The organism is Aquabacterium humicola (assembly GCF_030167915.1).
Taxonomy (GTDB): Bacteria; Pseudomonadota; Gammaproteobacteria; order Burkholderiales; family Burkholderiaceae_C; genus Pseudaquabacterium; species Pseudaquabacterium humicola.
Genome location: NZ_JARGNB010000001.1, coordinates 1,710,523 through 1,726,146, shown reverse-complemented (window position 1 = coordinate 1,726,146; position 15,624 = coordinate 1,710,523). Strand labels below are relative to the sequence as shown.

The following is a 15,624-nucleotide window of genomic DNA, read 5'->3' as shown; positions in this document are numbered from 1 at the left end:
CGGCATCGCCGCCGCTGCCGTCACTCCGGCTGCGTGTAGCGCTTCGCGCGCAGGTTGCGCTTGATCTCCTGCAGCATCGGCCGCAGGTGGCTGCCCAGGCGCAGCGCGACGCCGGTGGTCAGGATGTCGATGATCACCAGGTGCAGCAGGCGCGACACCATCGGGCTGTAGCGGTCGAAATCCTCGGGATGGTCGGCGGCCAGCAGGATGTGGCCGTGCGCCTGCGCGAACTGCGCCAGCGGCGACCCGCTGGCGGTCATCACGATCACCGTCGCGCCCTTGCGGCGCGCGATGTCGGCGGCATCCAGCAGGTCGCGGCTGCGGCCCGAGTTGCTGATGATCACCGCGCAGTCGCCTGGCTGCAGCATCGTCGCGCTCATCACCTGCACATGGCCGTCGCTGCAGGCGATGGTGTTCACGCCGAGGCGGAAGAACTTGTGCTGCGCGTCCTGCGCGACGATGCCCGAGTTGCCGACGCCGTAGAACTCGATGCGCTTGTGCTCGCGGCCGGCATTGGCCAGCGCCTCGATCGCGCGCTCCACCGCATGGCCGGCGGCCGCGTTGCGGTACTTCAGCAGCGCGGCCACCGCGTTGTCGACCACCTTGATGATCAGCTCGGCCGGCTTGTCGTCCTCGTCGACCGCGCGGTGCACGAAGGGCACGCCTTCGTTGACCGTGCCGGCGAGCTTGTGCTTGAAATCGGTCAGGCCGTCGTAGCCGACGCTGCGGCAGAAGCGCACGACGGTGGGCTTGCTGACATGCGAGCGCTCCGCCAGCTCACCGACCGGCAGGCTGGCGAAACTGCGCGGGTCGGCCAGCAGCAGCTTCGCCACCCGTTGTTCGGCCGGCGGCAAGGCCGGCATCGACGCGCGCACGCGCTCCAGCATCGACATCGTTCAGCGCTCCCGGACCGTCGCCGCGGCGGCGACGGTCACTGTTCCTCGTCCCACGTGCAGCCGTCGCGCGCGACCATCGCGCTCGACGCCGGCGGCCCCCAGGTTCCGGCGGCATAGGGCCGCGGGCCGTTCGGGTCCTGCTTCCAGCCGTGCAGGATCGGCTCGACCCAGCGCCAGGCCTGCTCCTGTTCGTCGCTGCGAACGAAGAGGTTCAGCCGGCCGGCGATCGCATCGAGCAGCAGGCGCTCGTAGGCGCCGACGCGCTCGGTCGGGAAGGCCTTGTCGAAGTCGAGGTCCAGCTTCACCGGCGCCAGCAGCTCGCCCTGGCCGCTGCCCTTGGTCGCCAGCAGGTGCAGCTCCAGGCCGTCTTCGGGCTGCAGGTTGATGACCAGCTTGTTCGCGCGCGCCGAGCCCGGGAAGATCGGGTGCGGCACCGGGCGGAAGTTGACGACGATCTGCGCCAGCCGTTCGGCCAGGCGCTTGCCGGTGCGCAGGTAGAAGGGCACGCCGGCCCAGCGCCAGTTCTGCACCTCGGTGCGCAGCGCGACGAAGGTCTCGATCGTGCTGCCGGGAGGCACCTTCTGCTCGTCGAGGTAACCCGGTGCCGGCTTGCCGGCGATCGAGCCGGCGCGGTACTGCCCGCGCACCGCGTCGCGCGCGACGAGCTCCGGCGTGAACGGCCGCAGCGACTTCAGCACCTTGAGCTTCTCGTCGCGGATCGCGTCGGCATCGCTGGTCGACGGCGGTTCCATCGCGATCATCGTCAGCAGCTGCAGCGCATGGTTCTGGATCATGTCGCGCAGCGCACCCGTCTGGTCGTAGAAGTCGCCGCGGGTGCCGACGCCGAGCTCCTCGGCCAGCGTGATCTGGATGTTGGCGATGCTCTCGCGCCGCCACAGCGGCTCGAACAGCGCATTGCCGAAGCGCAGCGCCATCAGGTTCTGCACGCTCGGCTTGCCGAGGTAATGGTCGATGCGGAAGGCCTGCGACTCGGCGAATACCGAGCGCACGACGCGGTTGATCTGCTGCGCGCTCTCCAGGTCGTGGCCGAGCGGCTTCTCGAGCACGACGCGCACGTTCGGGCCATTGAGGCCGGCGGCGCCGAGCTGCTCGCAGATCACCGGGAACAGGTAGGGCGCCGTGGCCAGGTACAGCACGACGGTGTGGGCGTCGCGGTCGTCGATCCACTGCTTGAGCCCGGCGTAGTGCTCGGGCTTCGACAGGTCCATGCGCCGGTAGTGCAGCAGCTGCGCGAAGCGGTCGAACTCCTCGTCGCTCGGGCGCTTGGCGCTCTCGACCTCGACGAAACGCTCCTTGATGAAGGCGCGGTACTCGTCGTCGCTGCGTTCGTCGCGCGCCACGGCGAGGATGCGGCCGCCCGGCGGCAGCTTGCCGTGACGGAAGGCCTGGAACAGCGCGGGCATCAGCTTGCGCCAGGTGAGGTCGCCGGTGCCGCCGAAGAAGACGAGATCGAAGGACATGGGTGGGGGAGGGAGGTGGTGTAACTTTGTTTCCTTTTTCATGATGCATTAGTTTCTTGGACGGGTCAATCGCGGCTTCCGCCGAAGCGGGCGCATCGAGGCGGGGCAGGCGAGGTACCGGCGCTGTAACCGATTGGGAAACCGGGGGCCCTGCCATCGCGGTCTAATCCGGGTTCACCGAAAGACCTCCGCGATGAACCAGCTCGATCAGCTCAAGGCCTTCACCACCGTCGTCGCCGACACCGGCAACTTCAAGCAACTGGCGCAGTTCGCACCGCAGGACGCGACGACCAACCCGTCGCTGATCCTGAAGGCCGTGCAGCAGCCCGACTACGCGCCGCTGCTGGCGCAGACCGTGGCCGGGCACCGCGGCCGCGCGCTCGACGAGATCGTCGACGAGGTGCTGGTGCGCTTCGGCCTCGAGATCCTGAAGCACGTGCCCGGCCGCGTGTCGACCGAGGTCGATGCGCGCCTGTCCTTCGACAGCGCGGCGACGATCGCGCGCGCGCAGCGGCTGATCGGGCTCTACGAACGCGCCGGCATCGGCGCCGAGCGCGTGCTGATCAAGATCGCGTCGACCTGGGAGGGCATCCAGGCCGCCCGCGTGCTCGAGCGCCAGGGCATCCGCTGCAACCTGACGCTGCTGTTCTCCTTCTGCCAGGCGGTGGCCTGCGGCGAGGCCGGCGTGCGGCTGATCTCGCCCTTCGTCGGCCGCATCTACGACTGGTACAGGAAGCAGGCGGGCGCGCAGTGGAACGAAGCGGCCATGGCCGGCGCCAACGACCCCGGCGTGCAGTCGGTCGAGCGCATCTACCGGCACTACAAGCACTTCGGCATCCCGACGCAGGTGATGGGCGCGAGCTTCCGCAACGTCGGCCAGATCCTCGCGCTGGCCGGCTGCGACCTGCTCACCATCAGCCCGGAACTGCTGGCGCAGCTGCAGGCGAGCGACGCACCCATCGAGCGCCGCCTCGATCCCGACGCCGCCCGCGCCGCCGACCTGAGGCCCGCGCGCTTCGACGAAGCCGGCTTCCGCTACGCGCTGAACGAAGATGCGATGGCCACCGAGAAACTCGCTGAAGGCATCCGCGCCTTTGCGGCCGACTCCGCGAAGCTCGACGCGATGATCGAGGCGCAGCGATGATGCGGTGCGACGCCACGGTCGCCTGGACGGCGCTGCAGGGCCACTACGAGGCCCACGGCCGCGATTTCGACCTGCGCGAGGCCTTCGTGCGCGACCCGCAGCGTTTCGGCGCCTTCTCGCTGCAGGCGCCCGAGGTCTTCGCCGACCTGTCGAAGAACCGCTGGGACCTCGCGACGCGCCGGCTGCTGGTCGAGCTGGCGCGCGAGTGCGGCCTGGAAGCGCGGCGCGACGCGATGTTCGCGGGCGAGCCGATCAATACGACCGAGGGCCGCGCGGTGCTGCACACCGCGCTGCGCGCGCCCAAGGGCGCCGCGCCGCACGGCGACGAGGTGCACGAGGTGCTCGACCGCATGCTGGCCTTCGCCGAGCGGGTGCGCGACACGGCGAGCAGCGGCATCACCGACGTCGTCAACATCGGCATCGGCGGCTCGGACCTCGGGCCCCAGATGGTCGTGCCGGCGCTCGAGGCCTACGGCCAGCCGGGGCTGCACTGCCACTTCGTCAGCAACGTCGATGGCCACGACATCGCGCCGGTGCTCAAGCGCCTCGACGCACGGCGCACGCTCTTCATCGTCGCCAGCAAGACCTTCACGACGCAGGAGACGATGGCCAACGCCGGCGTCGCGCGGGCGTGGTTCCTGGCCCAGGGGCAGACCGAAGCCGACATCGCGCGCCACTTCGTCGGCGCGACGACGAACCTCGCCGCCGCGGCCGAGTTCGGCATCCACACCACCTTCGGCTTCTGGGACTGGGTCGGCGGCCGCTATTCGCTGTGGAGCGCGATCGGCCTGCCCATCGCGATCGCCATCGGCGCCGACCACTTCCGCGCGCTGCTCGCGGGTGCGCACGCGATGGACCGGCATTTCGCCGAGACGCCGCTGGAGCACAACCTGCCGGCGCTGCTGGGCCTGCTCGACGTCTGGTACCGCAACTTCCATCGCTTCGGCAGCCGTTCGGTGGCGCCCTACCACCAGGGGCTCAAGCGCCTGCCGGCCTACCTGCAGCAGCTGGAGATGGAATCGAACGGCAAGTGCGTCGACCTCGACGGCCAGCCGTTGCCCTATCACACCAGCCCGGTGGTCTGGGGCGAGCCCGGCACCAACGGCCAGCATGCCTACTTCCAGATGCTGCACCAGGGGACCGAAGTGGTGCCGGTGGAGTTCATCGCGGTGAAGCGGCCGACCCACGAGCACGCCGACCTGCATGCGAAGGCGCTGGCCAACTGCCTCGCGCAGGGCCAGGCGCTGATGCTCGGCAAGTGCGCCGAAGCGGCGCTGGGCGAGAAGGCGCCGACCGCATCGCCCGACCTCGACCGCGAGGTGCTCGCACGCCACCGCAGCTTCCCCGGCAACCGGCCGAGCACGACGCTGGTGCTCGACCAGCTGACGCCGCGTGCGCTCGGCGCGTTGATCGCGATGTACGAGCACCGCGTCTTCACCAGCGGTGCGACCTGGGGCATCAACAGCTTCGACCAGTGGGGCGTCGAGCTCGGCAAGGCGCTGTGCAACAACCTGCTGCCGCGCATCACCAGCGGCGATGCCAGCGGACTCGACGGCTCGACCGCCGGCCTGCTCCACCACCTGACGCGATGAAGCTCGTCTTCGACTTCGGCGGCGTGCTCTTCCAATGGCAGCCGGCCGAGCTGCTCAAGCGCGTGCTGCCCACACGCGCCGTCGACGACACCAGCGCCGCCCATTGGGTGAGCGAGGTGTTCCAAGGCTACGGCGGCGACTGGGGCGACTTCGACAAGGGCCTGCTCGGTGCCGAGGAGCTCGTCGCCAGGCTGGCGCTGCGCACCGACCTGAGCACGGATGAAGCCCAGGCCATCGTCGATGCGGTGCCCGAGGTGCTGCAGCCGATCGACGCCACCGTCGCGCTGCTCGATCGCCTGCGCACCAGTGGCGTGCCGTTGTACTACCTGTCGAACATGCCCGCGCCCTTCGCCGACCACCTGGAGCGCACGCATGCCTTCGTCGGCTGGTTCCAGTCGGGCGTGTTCTCCGGCCGCGTGCGGCAGGCCAAGCCCGATGCGGCGATCTTCGCGCTCGCCGCCGAGCGCTTCGGCGCGGCGCCCGACGAGCTGGTCTTCCTCGACGACCATCCGCCCAACATCCACGCCGCCCGCGCGGCCGGCTGGCGCGCGCTGCACTTCACCGACGCGGCACGCGCCGAGCGCGAGCTGCGCGAGCTGGGCTGGGCCGGCGCCTGAAGCGCGAGGTGCGCCGCGCCGGTGCGCGGCGCCCCCGTCCCGGGCTTATGGGGGTTGATCCGGGGGTCGCGGGGGCCCCGCGGCGTGGCACAAATCTGGCTACGTCCGCCACAATAAGCTGACCAATCGGTCAAGTCCCCGAGTCCCTCCGCGCGTGCTGTCCCGTACGCGCCATCCCCGACGATGAATGCTCCCGACCGGCTGCAAGGCCTGCCTTCCGGTGTCTCTGCGCCGGCCACCGGCGCCGTTCCTGCCGCTGCCGACATCGCCGTCGACGTGCGCCGCGCCAGCGTCGTCTATCCCTCAGCGGACGCGCCGGTGCGCGCGCTGCACGAGGTCGACCTCGCGATCGCCCAGGGCGAGTTCGTGTCGCTGATCGGGCCGTCCGGCTGCGGCAAGACGACGCTGCTGCGCGTGATCGCCGACCTGGAACCCATCACGGCCGGCGAGGTGCTGGTCAATGGCATGACGCCGCGCGAAGCGCGCCTGGCACGCGCCTACGGCTACGTCTTCCAGGCGCCGGCGCTGTTCCCCTGGCGCACGGTGCTGGCCAACGTGATGCTGCCGCTGCAGATCCAGGGCCGCGCGAAGGCCGAGGCCGAAGCCATCGCACGCGAGCAGCTTGCACGGGTCAGCCTGACCGGCTTCGAACGCAAGTACCCGTGGCAGCTGTCGGGCGGCATGCAGCAGCGCGTATCGATCGCGCGCGCGCTGGGCTTCGAGCCGAAGCTGCTGATGATGGACGAGCCCTTCGGCGCGCTCGACGAGATCACGCGCGACCGCCTCAACGAGCAGCTGCAGCAGCTGTGGCAGCGCGAGCGCCGCACCGTGGTCTTCGTGACGCACTCGATCGCCGAGGCCGTCTACCTGTCGACGCGCATCGTCGTGATGTCGCCGCGACCGGGACGCATCCTGAAGGTCATTCCGTCGACGCTGCCGGACGCCCGCACGCTCGACCTGCGCGACTCGCCCGAGTTCATGGCGCTGGCCCATGAAGTGCGCGAGGGCCTGGCAGCAGGCCACGGCGCCGACGATGAAAGCTGACCCGCGCCAGCACGCGTTGCCGATCGCGGCCGTGCTCGCGGCCGTGCTGCTGCTGTGGTACCTCGGCGCGATCGGCCTGAACTCGGCGGGTGCGATTGAGCGCGTGCTGGCGCCGAAGGGCGCCTACACGACGGGCGAACTGATCACGACGACCTGGAATATGCAGCGGCCGGTGCTGCCGTCGCCGCACCAGGTGGTCATCGACCTGTGGCACAGCCTCGTCGACTGGCCGCTGGATTCGCCGCGCAACCTGCTGTACCACGTCGCGGTGACGGCCGAATCGACGCTGGTCGGCTTCGTGCTGGGCACCCTGCTCGGCATCGTGCTGGCGGCGGCCATCGTGCACTCGCGCACGCTCGACCGCGCGCTGCTGCCGTGGATCGTCGCGTCGCAGACCGTGCCGGTGCTGGCGATCGCGCCGATCGTGCTGGTGATCCTCGGCAGCCTGGGTTTCTCGGGCGTGGCGCCGAAGGCGACGATCGCGATGTACCTGTGCTTCTTCCCGGTGACGGTGGCGATGGTGCAGGGCCTGCGTTCGCCGCAGCGCATCGAGACCGAGCTGCTGCACACCTACGCCGCGTCGCGCCACCAGGCCTTCTGGCTGCTGCGGATGCCGTCGGCGCTGCCCTTCCTGTTCCCGTCGCTGCGGGTGGCGATCGCCGCGGGGCTCGTCGGCGCGATGGTCGCCGAGTTGCCCACCGGCGCGCAGGCCGGCCTCGGCGCGCGCCTGCTCACCGGCTCGTACTACGGCAACACGGTGGCGATCTGGTCGGCCCTGGTGATGTCGGCGCTGCTGGGCCTGGGTTTGACGGCGGCGGTGGCCGGCGTCGAGAAGCTGGTGCTGCGGCGGAGGGCCTCGTGATCGGCCGCGCGCTGCTCGCCGTCGTCATCGCCGTGCTGGCGGCGATCGGTCTGTGGTCGGTGGTGCCGGTCGAAGGTGAACCGCGCGCGGCGTGGATGACGCCGGCGCTGCTGGCCGTGTTGGCGCTCGCGCTCTGGAGCGTGCGCCGCGTCGCCGCGCTCGATGGCCGCCGCTTCTACGGCACGCTGACCGCCGCGCTCTTCGGCCTGTGGGTGGCCTCCTTCTGGGAAGTCGGCGTCACGCTCTACGAGGTGCCGCGCGTGCTGCTGCCGGCGCCGTCCTTCGTGCTGCGGATGCTGGTCGACCGCTGGGACGTGCTGGCCGGGGACTTCGTGCAGACCGTGCTCAAGGCGGTGGTGGTCGGCTGGGCCCTGGGCTGCGCGCTCGGCTTCGGCGTCGGCGTGGCGATCGACCGCGCGCCCTTCCTGCAGCGCGGGCTGCTGCCGCTGGCCTCGCTGACCAGCACGGTGCCGCTGGTGGCCGTCGCGCCGATCGCGGTGATGTGGTTCGGCTTCGAATGGCCCAGCAAGGCCGCCGTCGTCGTGCTGATGACCTTCTTCCCGATGCTGGTGTCCACGCTGGCCGGCCTGCAGGCCGCCGGCCGGCTCGAGCGCGAGCTGATGCAGACCTACGCCGCCAGTTACGGCCGCACCCTGCTCGACCTGCGCCTGCCCGCCGCGATGCCCTTCATCTTCGGCGCGCTGAAGGTCAACGCGACCCTGGCGCTGATCGGCGCGATCGTCGCCGAGTTCTTCGGCTCGCCGACCGTCGGCCTGGGCTTCCGCATCAGCACCGAGGCCGCGAAGATGAACATGGCGCTGGTGTGGAGCGCGATCGTCGTCGCCGCGGTCACCGGCTCGATCGCCTACGCGCTGCTGGTGCAGCTCGAGCGCAAGGTGGCGTTCTGGCACCCGTCGGTGCGCGCGACCGCATGACTTGTGCATGATGATTTCCTCGTCCACCGGACCGATCTGGAGCGGGCCGGCATTCACACGCAACCCAAGGAGCACACGATGAAGACACGCTTGATCAAGCTGGCGCTGCTGGCCTCGGCCGCGGCCTGCAGCGTCGGCGCGATGGCCGCCGAGAAGCTGACGGTGCAGATGAAGTGGGTGCCGCAGGCGCAGTTCGCGGGTTATTACGTCGCGCAGGCCAAGGGCTACTACAAGGCCGAGGGCCTGGACGTGACGATCAAGCCGGGCGGCCCGGACGTGTCGCCGGTGCAGGTGATCGCCGGCAACCAGGCCGACGTCGTCGTCAACTGGATGCCCGATGCGCTCGCCGCGCGCGAAGCCGGCGTGCCGCTGGTCAACATCGCGCAGATCTTCGACAAGTCCGGCCTGATGCTGACCTGCAAGAAGGCCAGCGGCGTCGCCAGCCCGAAGGACTTCAAGGGCAAGACGCTGGGCGTCTGGTTCGGCGGCAACGAGTACCCGTTCCTGAACTGGATGGCCAAGCTGGGCTACAAGCCGGACGCCGACGTCAAGGTGCTCAAGCAGGGCTTCAACGTCGACCCGCTGCTGCAGAACCAGGCCGCGTGCATCTCGACGATGATCTACAACGAGTACTGGCAGGTCGTCGATGCCGGCGTCAAGGAGAGCGACCTGATCACCTTCTTCTACGAGAAGGAAGGCGTCGCGTCGCTGGAGGACGGCCTCTACGTGCTCGAGCCGAAGCTGAAGGACCCGGCCTTCGTCGCCCGCATGGCCAAGTTCCTGAAGGCCACTTTCAAGGGCTGGAACGACGCGGTGAAGAACCCCGAGGAAGCCGCGAAGATCGTCGTCGCCGCCGACCCGTCGGGCAGCGCGACCTTGGCCGTACAGACGCGCCAGATGAAGAACATCGCGACGCTGATCAGCACCGCCGGCACGAAGAAGATCGGCTACCTGGAGCCCGCGGCCTACGAGCGCACGGTGAAGGTGCTGCTGACCGGCGGCAGCTCGCCGGTGATCAAGAAGGACCCGGGCAAGGCCGCGATGACGCACGCCGTCTGGGAAGCCGCGCAGAAGTGAGTCCCCCGCCGGACAACGGTGCGGTTGCCAAGGGCCAGATCCGGCAGGCCAACGAGGAGCTGATCCTCGGCGCGGGCGAGCGCGTGTTCGCCCGCGCCGGCTTCAACGGCGCGACGCTCGGGCAGATCGCCGACGAAGCCGGGCTGCCGAAGGCCAACCTGCTGTACTACTTCGGCAGCAAGCAGGACCTCTACCGCGCGGTGCTGGCCCGCACGCTGCACGACTGGCTGGTGCCGATGGACAGCCTCGAGCCCGGCGCCGAGCCGCGCGCGGCGCTGGAAAGCTACATCCGCGCCAAGATGGCGATGTCGGTGCAGCGGCCCGATGCGTCGCGCGTCTTCGCCAACGAGGTGCTGCATGGCGCGCCGGTGCTCGGCGAGCTGCTGCGCGGCGAGCTGCGCACGCTGGTCAAGCGAAAGGCCGCGGTGCTCGACGGCTGGATCGCCGACGGCCGCATGGCCGCCGTCGACACCACGCACCTGTTCTTCACGATCTGGGCCGCGACGCAGACCTATGCCGACTTCGACGAGCAGGTGCGCGCGGTGCTCGGCAAGCAGTCGCTGGGTGCGCGCGACCAGGCCCGCGCGGCCGATCACGTGGTCAGCCTGATCCTGCGCGGCTGCGGGCTTTGAGACACTCCGGGGGGTGATCTCCCTGACCTCCCTGCCGCCTCGATGAACGCCGGCGCCCCGCCGCCGAGCGACGAGCCGTCGCCCACGCCGGCGACGCGGGCGGTGCTGCCCGACGTCGATCTTGGCGCGGCGGCCACCGTCACGGTGGGCAACCGGCTGGCGGCCGGCCAGCGCCTGGACGAGTACGAGATCGGCGGCGTGCTCGGCGAAGGCGGTTTCGGCATCGTCTACCTCGCGTGGGACCACTCGCTGCAGCGCCGCCTGGCGATCAAGGAGTACATGCCGGCGTCGCTGGCCTGGCGGTCGCACGGCATGCAGGTCGAGGTCAAGTCCGAGCGCTACGAAGAGAGCTTCGAGGCCGGGCTGCGCAGCTTCATCAATGAAGCGAAGCTGCTGGCGCGCTTCGACCATCCGGCGCTGATCAAGGTGCACCGCTTCTGGCAGGCCCACGGCACGGCCTACATGGTGATGCCGTACTACGAGGGCATCACGCTGAAGCAGGCGCTGGCCGAGATGAGCGGGCCGCCCGACGAGACTTGGCTGCGCGACCTGCTGGCGCCGCTGCTCGACGCGCTGCAGTACCTGCACGAGGCCTCCTGCTACCACCGCGACATCGCGCCCGACAACATCCTGCTGATCGACGACGGCCGGCCGCTGCTGCTGGACTTCGGCGCCGCGCGCCGGGTGATCGGCGACATGACCAAGGCGGTCACGGTGATCCTGAAGCCTGGCTACGCGCCGATCGAGCAGTACGGCGACATGCCCGGCGTCACGCAGGGCCCGTGGACCGACATCTACGCGCTGGGCGCGGTGCTGCACACCGCGATCACCGGCGTGGTGCCGCGGCCGGCGGTCGCGCGCATGATGCGCGACGACTACGAGCCGCTGGTGCTGCGCGCGCGCGGCCGCTACAGCGACCGGCTGCTGCGCGCCATCGACCGCATGCTGGCGCTGCACCCCGACGAGCGGCCGCAGTCGATCGCCGCGCTGCGCGAGCTGATCGACATCGACCGCGAGCAGGAGACCGCGCCGCTGTCGTTGCCGCCGCGTTCGCCTCGGCCGGTGTTCACCGAGCCGCCGGTGCCGCTGGCGCCCAAGCCCGTGCTGCCACCGGTGCCGATGCCGACGCTGCCGAAGCAGGCGGCGAAGGCGCCGCCGCCGGCACCGCGGCCCGCGCAGCCGCCTGCGGCCGCCGGCACGGCGGTGCGGCGTGCCGCCCCGTCGCCGCGGCTGCTGATCGGTGGCGGCGCTGCGGTCGTCGGCATGCTGGGCCTGCTGTGGTGGCTGGTGGCCCCTGCACCGGCACCGGACGCTGCGCCCCCGCTGCCGCAGGCGCCGGCGTCCGCGGTCGAGCCGGCCGCGCCCGCTCCGCAACCGTCGGCGCCTGTGCCGCAACCGGAGCCGCCGCCCGCGCCGATGCCGGCGCCCGAGCCGGCACTGCAGCCAGCCCCACGACCGGCACCACCACCGCCCGCGCCGATGCCGGCACCGATCCCTGCGCCTGCGCCGGCCCCCGTCCCGGTGACGCCGGTCCCCACGCCCGCACCAGCGCCTGCGCCCCTTCCGACGCCGGTGCCGGCACCCGCTCCCGCCGCCTCGCGCGCGGCGTCCGCGGCGAAGCCGCCCGCGCAACGGCGCACCGAGTCCGTCAAGCCCCCGGCTGCGGCACCCGCGCCGGCACCGGCCGAGCCTAGAATTTCGTCGAATGCCCGCTGTGCGGAAATCATCCAGCGCGTCTCGATCGGCGAGACCTTGACGGCCGCCGACCGGCGCATTCTCAAAGAGGAGTGCGGAAGATGAATCGGCGCCACCCGACCCCGCGACGCAGCCACCGCCACGTCCTGTTCACGGCCGTCACCCTGGCCGCCCTGCTGGCCGCCGGCTGCCAGACCCCGCCGCCGCCACCGGTGCAGCGCGCGAGCGTGCAGGACCTGCCGCTCGACCAGGCGATCGCCGTCGCCACCGATGCGCTGGCCGCGCAGGTCAAGCCCGCGCAGGCCACCGGCCTGGCCGGCGTGATCGCGAAGATCGACAACAAGGCGCCCGCGAAGATGCCGGTGCTGATGGACCCGTCGCTCGATGCCGCGTCGGGCCAGCAGACCGCGCTGACGCGGCAGTTCGACCAGAAGGTCAACGACCGCCTGCGCACGCATGCGCACCTCGACGTGCTGCCTTTCGCGCAGCAGAGCCTCGGGCGGGCGCAGTACCTCGCGGTCGGCACGATCACCCGCATCGATGCCGGCAAGGGCCCGTACCAGATCCACCTGTCGCTGACGGACATGAAGAGCGGCCAGGTGGTCGCGCAGTCGTCGTCGCGCGCCGCCGACGGGGGCTTCGACACCACGCCGACGCCGTACTACCGCGACACGCCGGTGCTGATGCTGAAGGACCACGTCGTCGAAGGCTACATGCGCACCGCGCAGGCTGCGCCGGGCCAGCCGGCCGACAAGGCCTACCTCGAACGCGTCGCGGCCGCGGCGATGATCCAGGAGGCGACGACGCTATACAACAACGAGCGCTACCCGGAGGCGCTGGGCCTGTACCGCAGCGCCCTGACGACGCCGGCCGGCGAGCAGATGCGGTCGCTGAACGGCGTCTACCTGACGAACTGGAAGCTCGGCAACGTCGCCGAGGCCGAGCAGGCCTTCGGCAAGGTCGTCGCGCTGGGCCTCGCGACGCGCACGCTGGGCGTCAAGTTCCTGTTCAACCCCGGCGGCACCGAGTTCTGGTCCGACCAGAAGATCAGCGGGCCGTACACGGTCTGGCTGCGGCAGATCGCCAGGCAGGCCGCCGGCTCGAACGTCTGCATGGAAGTCGTCGGCCATACCAGCCGCACCGGCTCGGAGTCGTTCAACGACCGGCTCTCGGCGCAGCGCGCGGCCTTCATCCAGAAGCGGCTGGAGAGCGAAGCGCCGGCGCTGGCCGGCAAGATGAAGTCCAGCGGCGTCGGCTACCGCGAGAACCTGATCGGCACCGGCACCGACGACGCGAGCGACTCGCTCGACCGGCGTGTCGAGTTCAAGATCAACCAGTGCTGATCCGGCCGCGGGGCTGAGGCCCGCGGCGCACCCCTTTCGCGGCGCACCACGTCGCGGCACATCACTTCGCGGCGACCGCCTCGTCGTCGTCCTCATCGAGCGCGTCGGCCAGGAAGCCGCCGCTCTGGTGCGCCCACAGCCGCGCATAGAGGCCGCCGCGCGCCAGCAGCGTGCGGTGGTCGCCTTCCTCGACGATGCGGCCGCGGTCCATCACCACCAGCCGGTCCATCGCGGCGATGGTCGACAGCCGGTGCGCGATCGCGACGACGGTCTTGCCTTCCATCAGCCGGTAGAGACTGGCCTGGATCGCCGACTCGACCTCGCTGTCGAGCGCGCTGGTGGCCTCGTCCAGCAGCAGGATGGGCGCGTCCTTGAGCATCACGCGGGCGATCGCGATGCGCTGGCGCTGGCCGCCCGACAGCTTCACGCCGCGCTCGCCGACGTGCGCGTCGTAGCCCCGGCGCAGCGCCGGGTCGGTCAGCGTCTCGATGAACTCGTGCGCCTCGGCGCGCTTCGCGGCGGCGACCATCTGCGCATCGCTCGCCCCCGGCCGGCCGTAGAGGATGTTGTCGCGCACCGAGCGGTGCAGCAGCGAGGTGTCCTGCGTGACCATGCCGACCTGCGCGCGCAGGCTGTCCTGCGTGACGTGCGCGACGTCCTGGCCGTCGATCAGCACGCGGCCGGCCTCGACGTCGTAGAAGCGCAGCAGCAGGTTGACGATCGTGCTCTTGCCGGCGCCCGAGCGGCCGACGAGGCCGATCTTCTCGCCGGGCTCGATGCGCAGGTTGAAGTGCTCGATCACCGGCTTCGGCCCGCCGTAGGCGAAGGTGACGTCGTCGAAGCGCACTTCCCCGTGCGTGACCTGCAGCGGCCTGGCGTCCGCCGCGTCGACGACCGCCTGCGGCCGCGCCAAGGTCGTGATGCCGTCCTGCACGGTGCCGATGTCCTCGAACAGCGTGGCCATCTCCCACATGATCCAGTGCGAGATGCCGTTCAGCCGCAGCGCCATCGCGGTGGCCGCGGCGACGGCGCCCAGGCCGACCTGGCCCTGCATCCACAGCGCCAGCGCGACACCGGCGGTGGCCGCGATCAGCACCATGCTCAATGCGTGGATCACGATCTCGAAGCCGGTGACCAGCCGCATCTGCGAGTGCACCGTGCCGAGGAACTCCTGCATCGCGCCGCGCGCATGGCCGGCTTCGCGCTGCGCATGCGCGAACAGCTTGACCGTGGCGATGTTGGTGTAGGCGTCGGTGATGCGGCCGGTCATCAGCGAGCGCGCGTCGGCCTGGGCCTTCGCGACGCGCGCGAGCCGCGGCACGAACCAGCGCAGGGTCACCAGGTACAGCGCCAGCCAGCCCAGCAGTGGTGCCAGCATCCAGGCGTTGAAGCTGCCCACCACCGCGACCAGCGTGACGAAGTAGATGATGATGAAGACCAGGATGTCGCACACCGTCATCCAGGTGTCGCGCACCGCGAGCGCGGTCTGCATCACCTTCGCGGCGACGCGACCGGCGAACTCGTCCTGGTAGAAGCTCATGCTCTGGCCGAGCATCAGCCGGTGGAAGTTCCAGCGCAGCCGCATCGGGAAGTTGCCGGCCAGCGCCTGCTGCTTGAACATCGACTGCAGCGCGACCAGTCCCATGCTGCCGGCCAGCACCGCGGCCAGCGCCAGCAGGCGCGGCTTCTCGTCCTGCCACAGCCGCTGCGCGGGCACCGCGCTGAGCCAGTCGACGATGTTGCCGAGCATGCTGAACAGCAGCGCCTCGAACACGCCGATCGCCGCGGTGAACAGCGTCATCGCGGCGATGTAGCGGCGCAGGCCCTGCGTGCAGGCCCACAGGAAGGGGAAGAACCCCTTCGGCGGCGTGCCGGGCGTGTCGACCGGATACGGGTCGACGAAGCGTTCGAACCAGGTGAACATGAGGCGGGCGAGGGTAGTGCAAGCACCGATGGCCGCGTTGTGACGTGGGACACATCGCGCCCGGTCTTCGACGCGGCTGAAACATGCCGGCACCGGTGCGTTTCATTGGTTGATTTCCCCGCGTCCGGGGTTTGACGAGCGCGTGGGGCTCCCCCTAGGCTGCAGGCCTCCCGACGTTCCGAAGGAGCTTGCGATGTCGTTCTCCCCGCTGCGCCGCTGGCGCAAGACCCTGGCCGTCCTGCTGGCCTCGCTGCCGGTCGGCAGCGCCTTCGCCACCTCGACGCAGCCGCTGCCCGAGCCCGAGAGCTGGGCGCTGATCGGCATCGCCGCGCTGGCCGCGGCGATCGTCACGATCCGCAATCGCCGGAAGTGAGCGGCCATC

14 protein-coding genes are annotated in these 15,624 nt (G+C 70.6%); 11 read left to right on the top strand and 3 right to left on the bottom strand.

Features of this window, described 5'->3' with window-relative positions:
* Positions 1-20 precede the first annotated feature (20 nt).
* Positions 21-887 carry a MurR/RpiR family transcriptional regulator gene (locus P1K89_RS07700; RefSeq protein ID WP_284616334.1) on the bottom strand — a complete coding sequence of 289 codons (867 nt, stop codon included), beginning with the start codon at positions 885-887 and terminating at the stop codon, positions 21-23.
* Positions 888-931: 44 nt separating this feature from the next.
* On the bottom strand, positions 932-2,377 hold the full coding sequence (zwf, locus tag P1K89_RS07695; protein ID WP_284615794.1) for a glucose-6-phosphate dehydrogenase: 1,446 nt from the start codon (positions 2,375-2,377) through the stop codon (positions 932-934).
* Positions 2,378-2,570: 193 nt separating this feature from the next.
* On the opposite strand from zwf, the gene tal reads away from it, so the two are divergent.
* The 10 genes from tal to P1K89_RS07645 all read left to right on the top strand — a co-directional run bounded on the left by tal (position 2,571) and on the right by P1K89_RS07645 (position 13,318).
* The gene (gene tal, locus P1K89_RS07690; protein ID WP_284615793.1) at positions 2,571-3,521 is read left to right on the top strand and encodes a transaldolase; all 951 of its coding nucleotides are present in this window, start codon (positions 2,571-2,573) and stop codon (positions 3,519-3,521) included.
* Positions 3,518-5,113, top strand: a complete 1,596-nt coding sequence (gene pgi / locus P1K89_RS07685) for a glucose-6-phosphate isomerase (protein WP_284615792.1) — start codon at positions 3,518-3,520, stop codon at positions 5,111-5,113. The genes tal and pgi overlap by 4 nt, the downstream gene beginning before the upstream one ends.
* Complete coding sequence (locus P1K89_RS07680) at positions 5,110-5,730, top strand: HAD family hydrolase (RefSeq protein WP_284615791.1); 621 nt, start codon at positions 5,110-5,112, stop codon at positions 5,728-5,730. The genes pgi and P1K89_RS07680 overlap by 4 nt, the downstream gene beginning before the upstream one ends.
* 183 nt (positions 5,731-5,913) lie before the next feature.
* Positions 5,914-6,774 (top strand): ABC transporter ATP-binding protein, encoded by an 861-nt coding sequence (locus P1K89_RS07675; RefSeq protein WP_284615790.1) that lies wholly within the window; start codon positions 5,914-5,916, stop codon positions 6,772-6,774.
* On the top strand, positions 6,764-7,636 hold the full coding sequence (locus P1K89_RS07670; RefSeq protein ID WP_284615789.1) for an ABC transporter permease: 873 nt from the start codon (positions 6,764-6,766) through the stop codon (positions 7,634-7,636). Before P1K89_RS07675 ends, P1K89_RS07670 begins: the two co-directional genes overlap by 11 nt.
* Positions 7,633-8,571: an ABC transporter permease gene (locus P1K89_RS07665; RefSeq protein ID WP_284615788.1), complete on the top strand. Its 939-nt coding sequence runs from the start codon at positions 7,633-7,635 to the stop codon at positions 8,569-8,571. Before P1K89_RS07670 ends, P1K89_RS07665 begins: the two co-directional genes overlap by 4 nt.
* Before the next feature lie 78 nt (positions 8,572-8,649).
* Positions 8,650-9,648, top strand: a complete 999-nt coding sequence (locus tag P1K89_RS07660) for an ABC transporter substrate-binding protein (RefSeq protein ID WP_284615787.1) — start codon at positions 8,650-8,652, stop codon at positions 9,646-9,648.
* Positions 9,645-10,280, top strand: coding sequence for a TetR/AcrR family transcriptional regulator (locus P1K89_RS07655; protein ID WP_284615786.1), 636 nt, complete (start codon positions 9,645-9,647; stop codon positions 10,278-10,280). Before P1K89_RS07660 ends, P1K89_RS07655 begins: the two co-directional genes overlap by 4 nt.
* A gap of 42 nt (positions 10,281-10,322) precedes the next feature.
* A complete protein-coding gene (locus P1K89_RS07650; protein WP_284615785.1) occupies positions 10,323-12,080 on the top strand; it encodes a serine/threonine protein kinase in 1,758 nt (585 codons plus the stop codon).
* Complete coding sequence (locus P1K89_RS07645; protein WP_284615784.1) at positions 12,077-13,318, top strand: OmpA family protein; 1,242 nt, start codon at positions 12,077-12,079, stop codon at positions 13,316-13,318. The genes P1K89_RS07650 and P1K89_RS07645 overlap by 4 nt, the downstream gene beginning before the upstream one ends.
* Positions 13,319-13,379: 61 nt before the next feature.
* Here the strand turns inward: P1K89_RS07645 and P1K89_RS07640 are convergent, their stop codons facing one another.
* Entirely contained in the window at positions 13,380-15,242 is a 1,863-nt protein-coding gene (locus P1K89_RS07640; protein ID WP_284615783.1) for an ABC transporter ATP-binding protein, read from the bottom strand.
* 193 nt (positions 15,243-15,435) lie between these two features.
* Here P1K89_RS07640 and P1K89_RS07635 point away from each other — a divergent pair, with 193 nt between their 5' ends.
* Positions 15,436-15,615, top strand: a complete 180-nt coding sequence (locus P1K89_RS07635; protein ID WP_284615782.1) for a PEP-CTERM sorting domain-containing protein — start codon at positions 15,436-15,438, stop codon at positions 15,613-15,615.
* Positions 15,616-15,624: the final 9 nt, after the last annotated feature.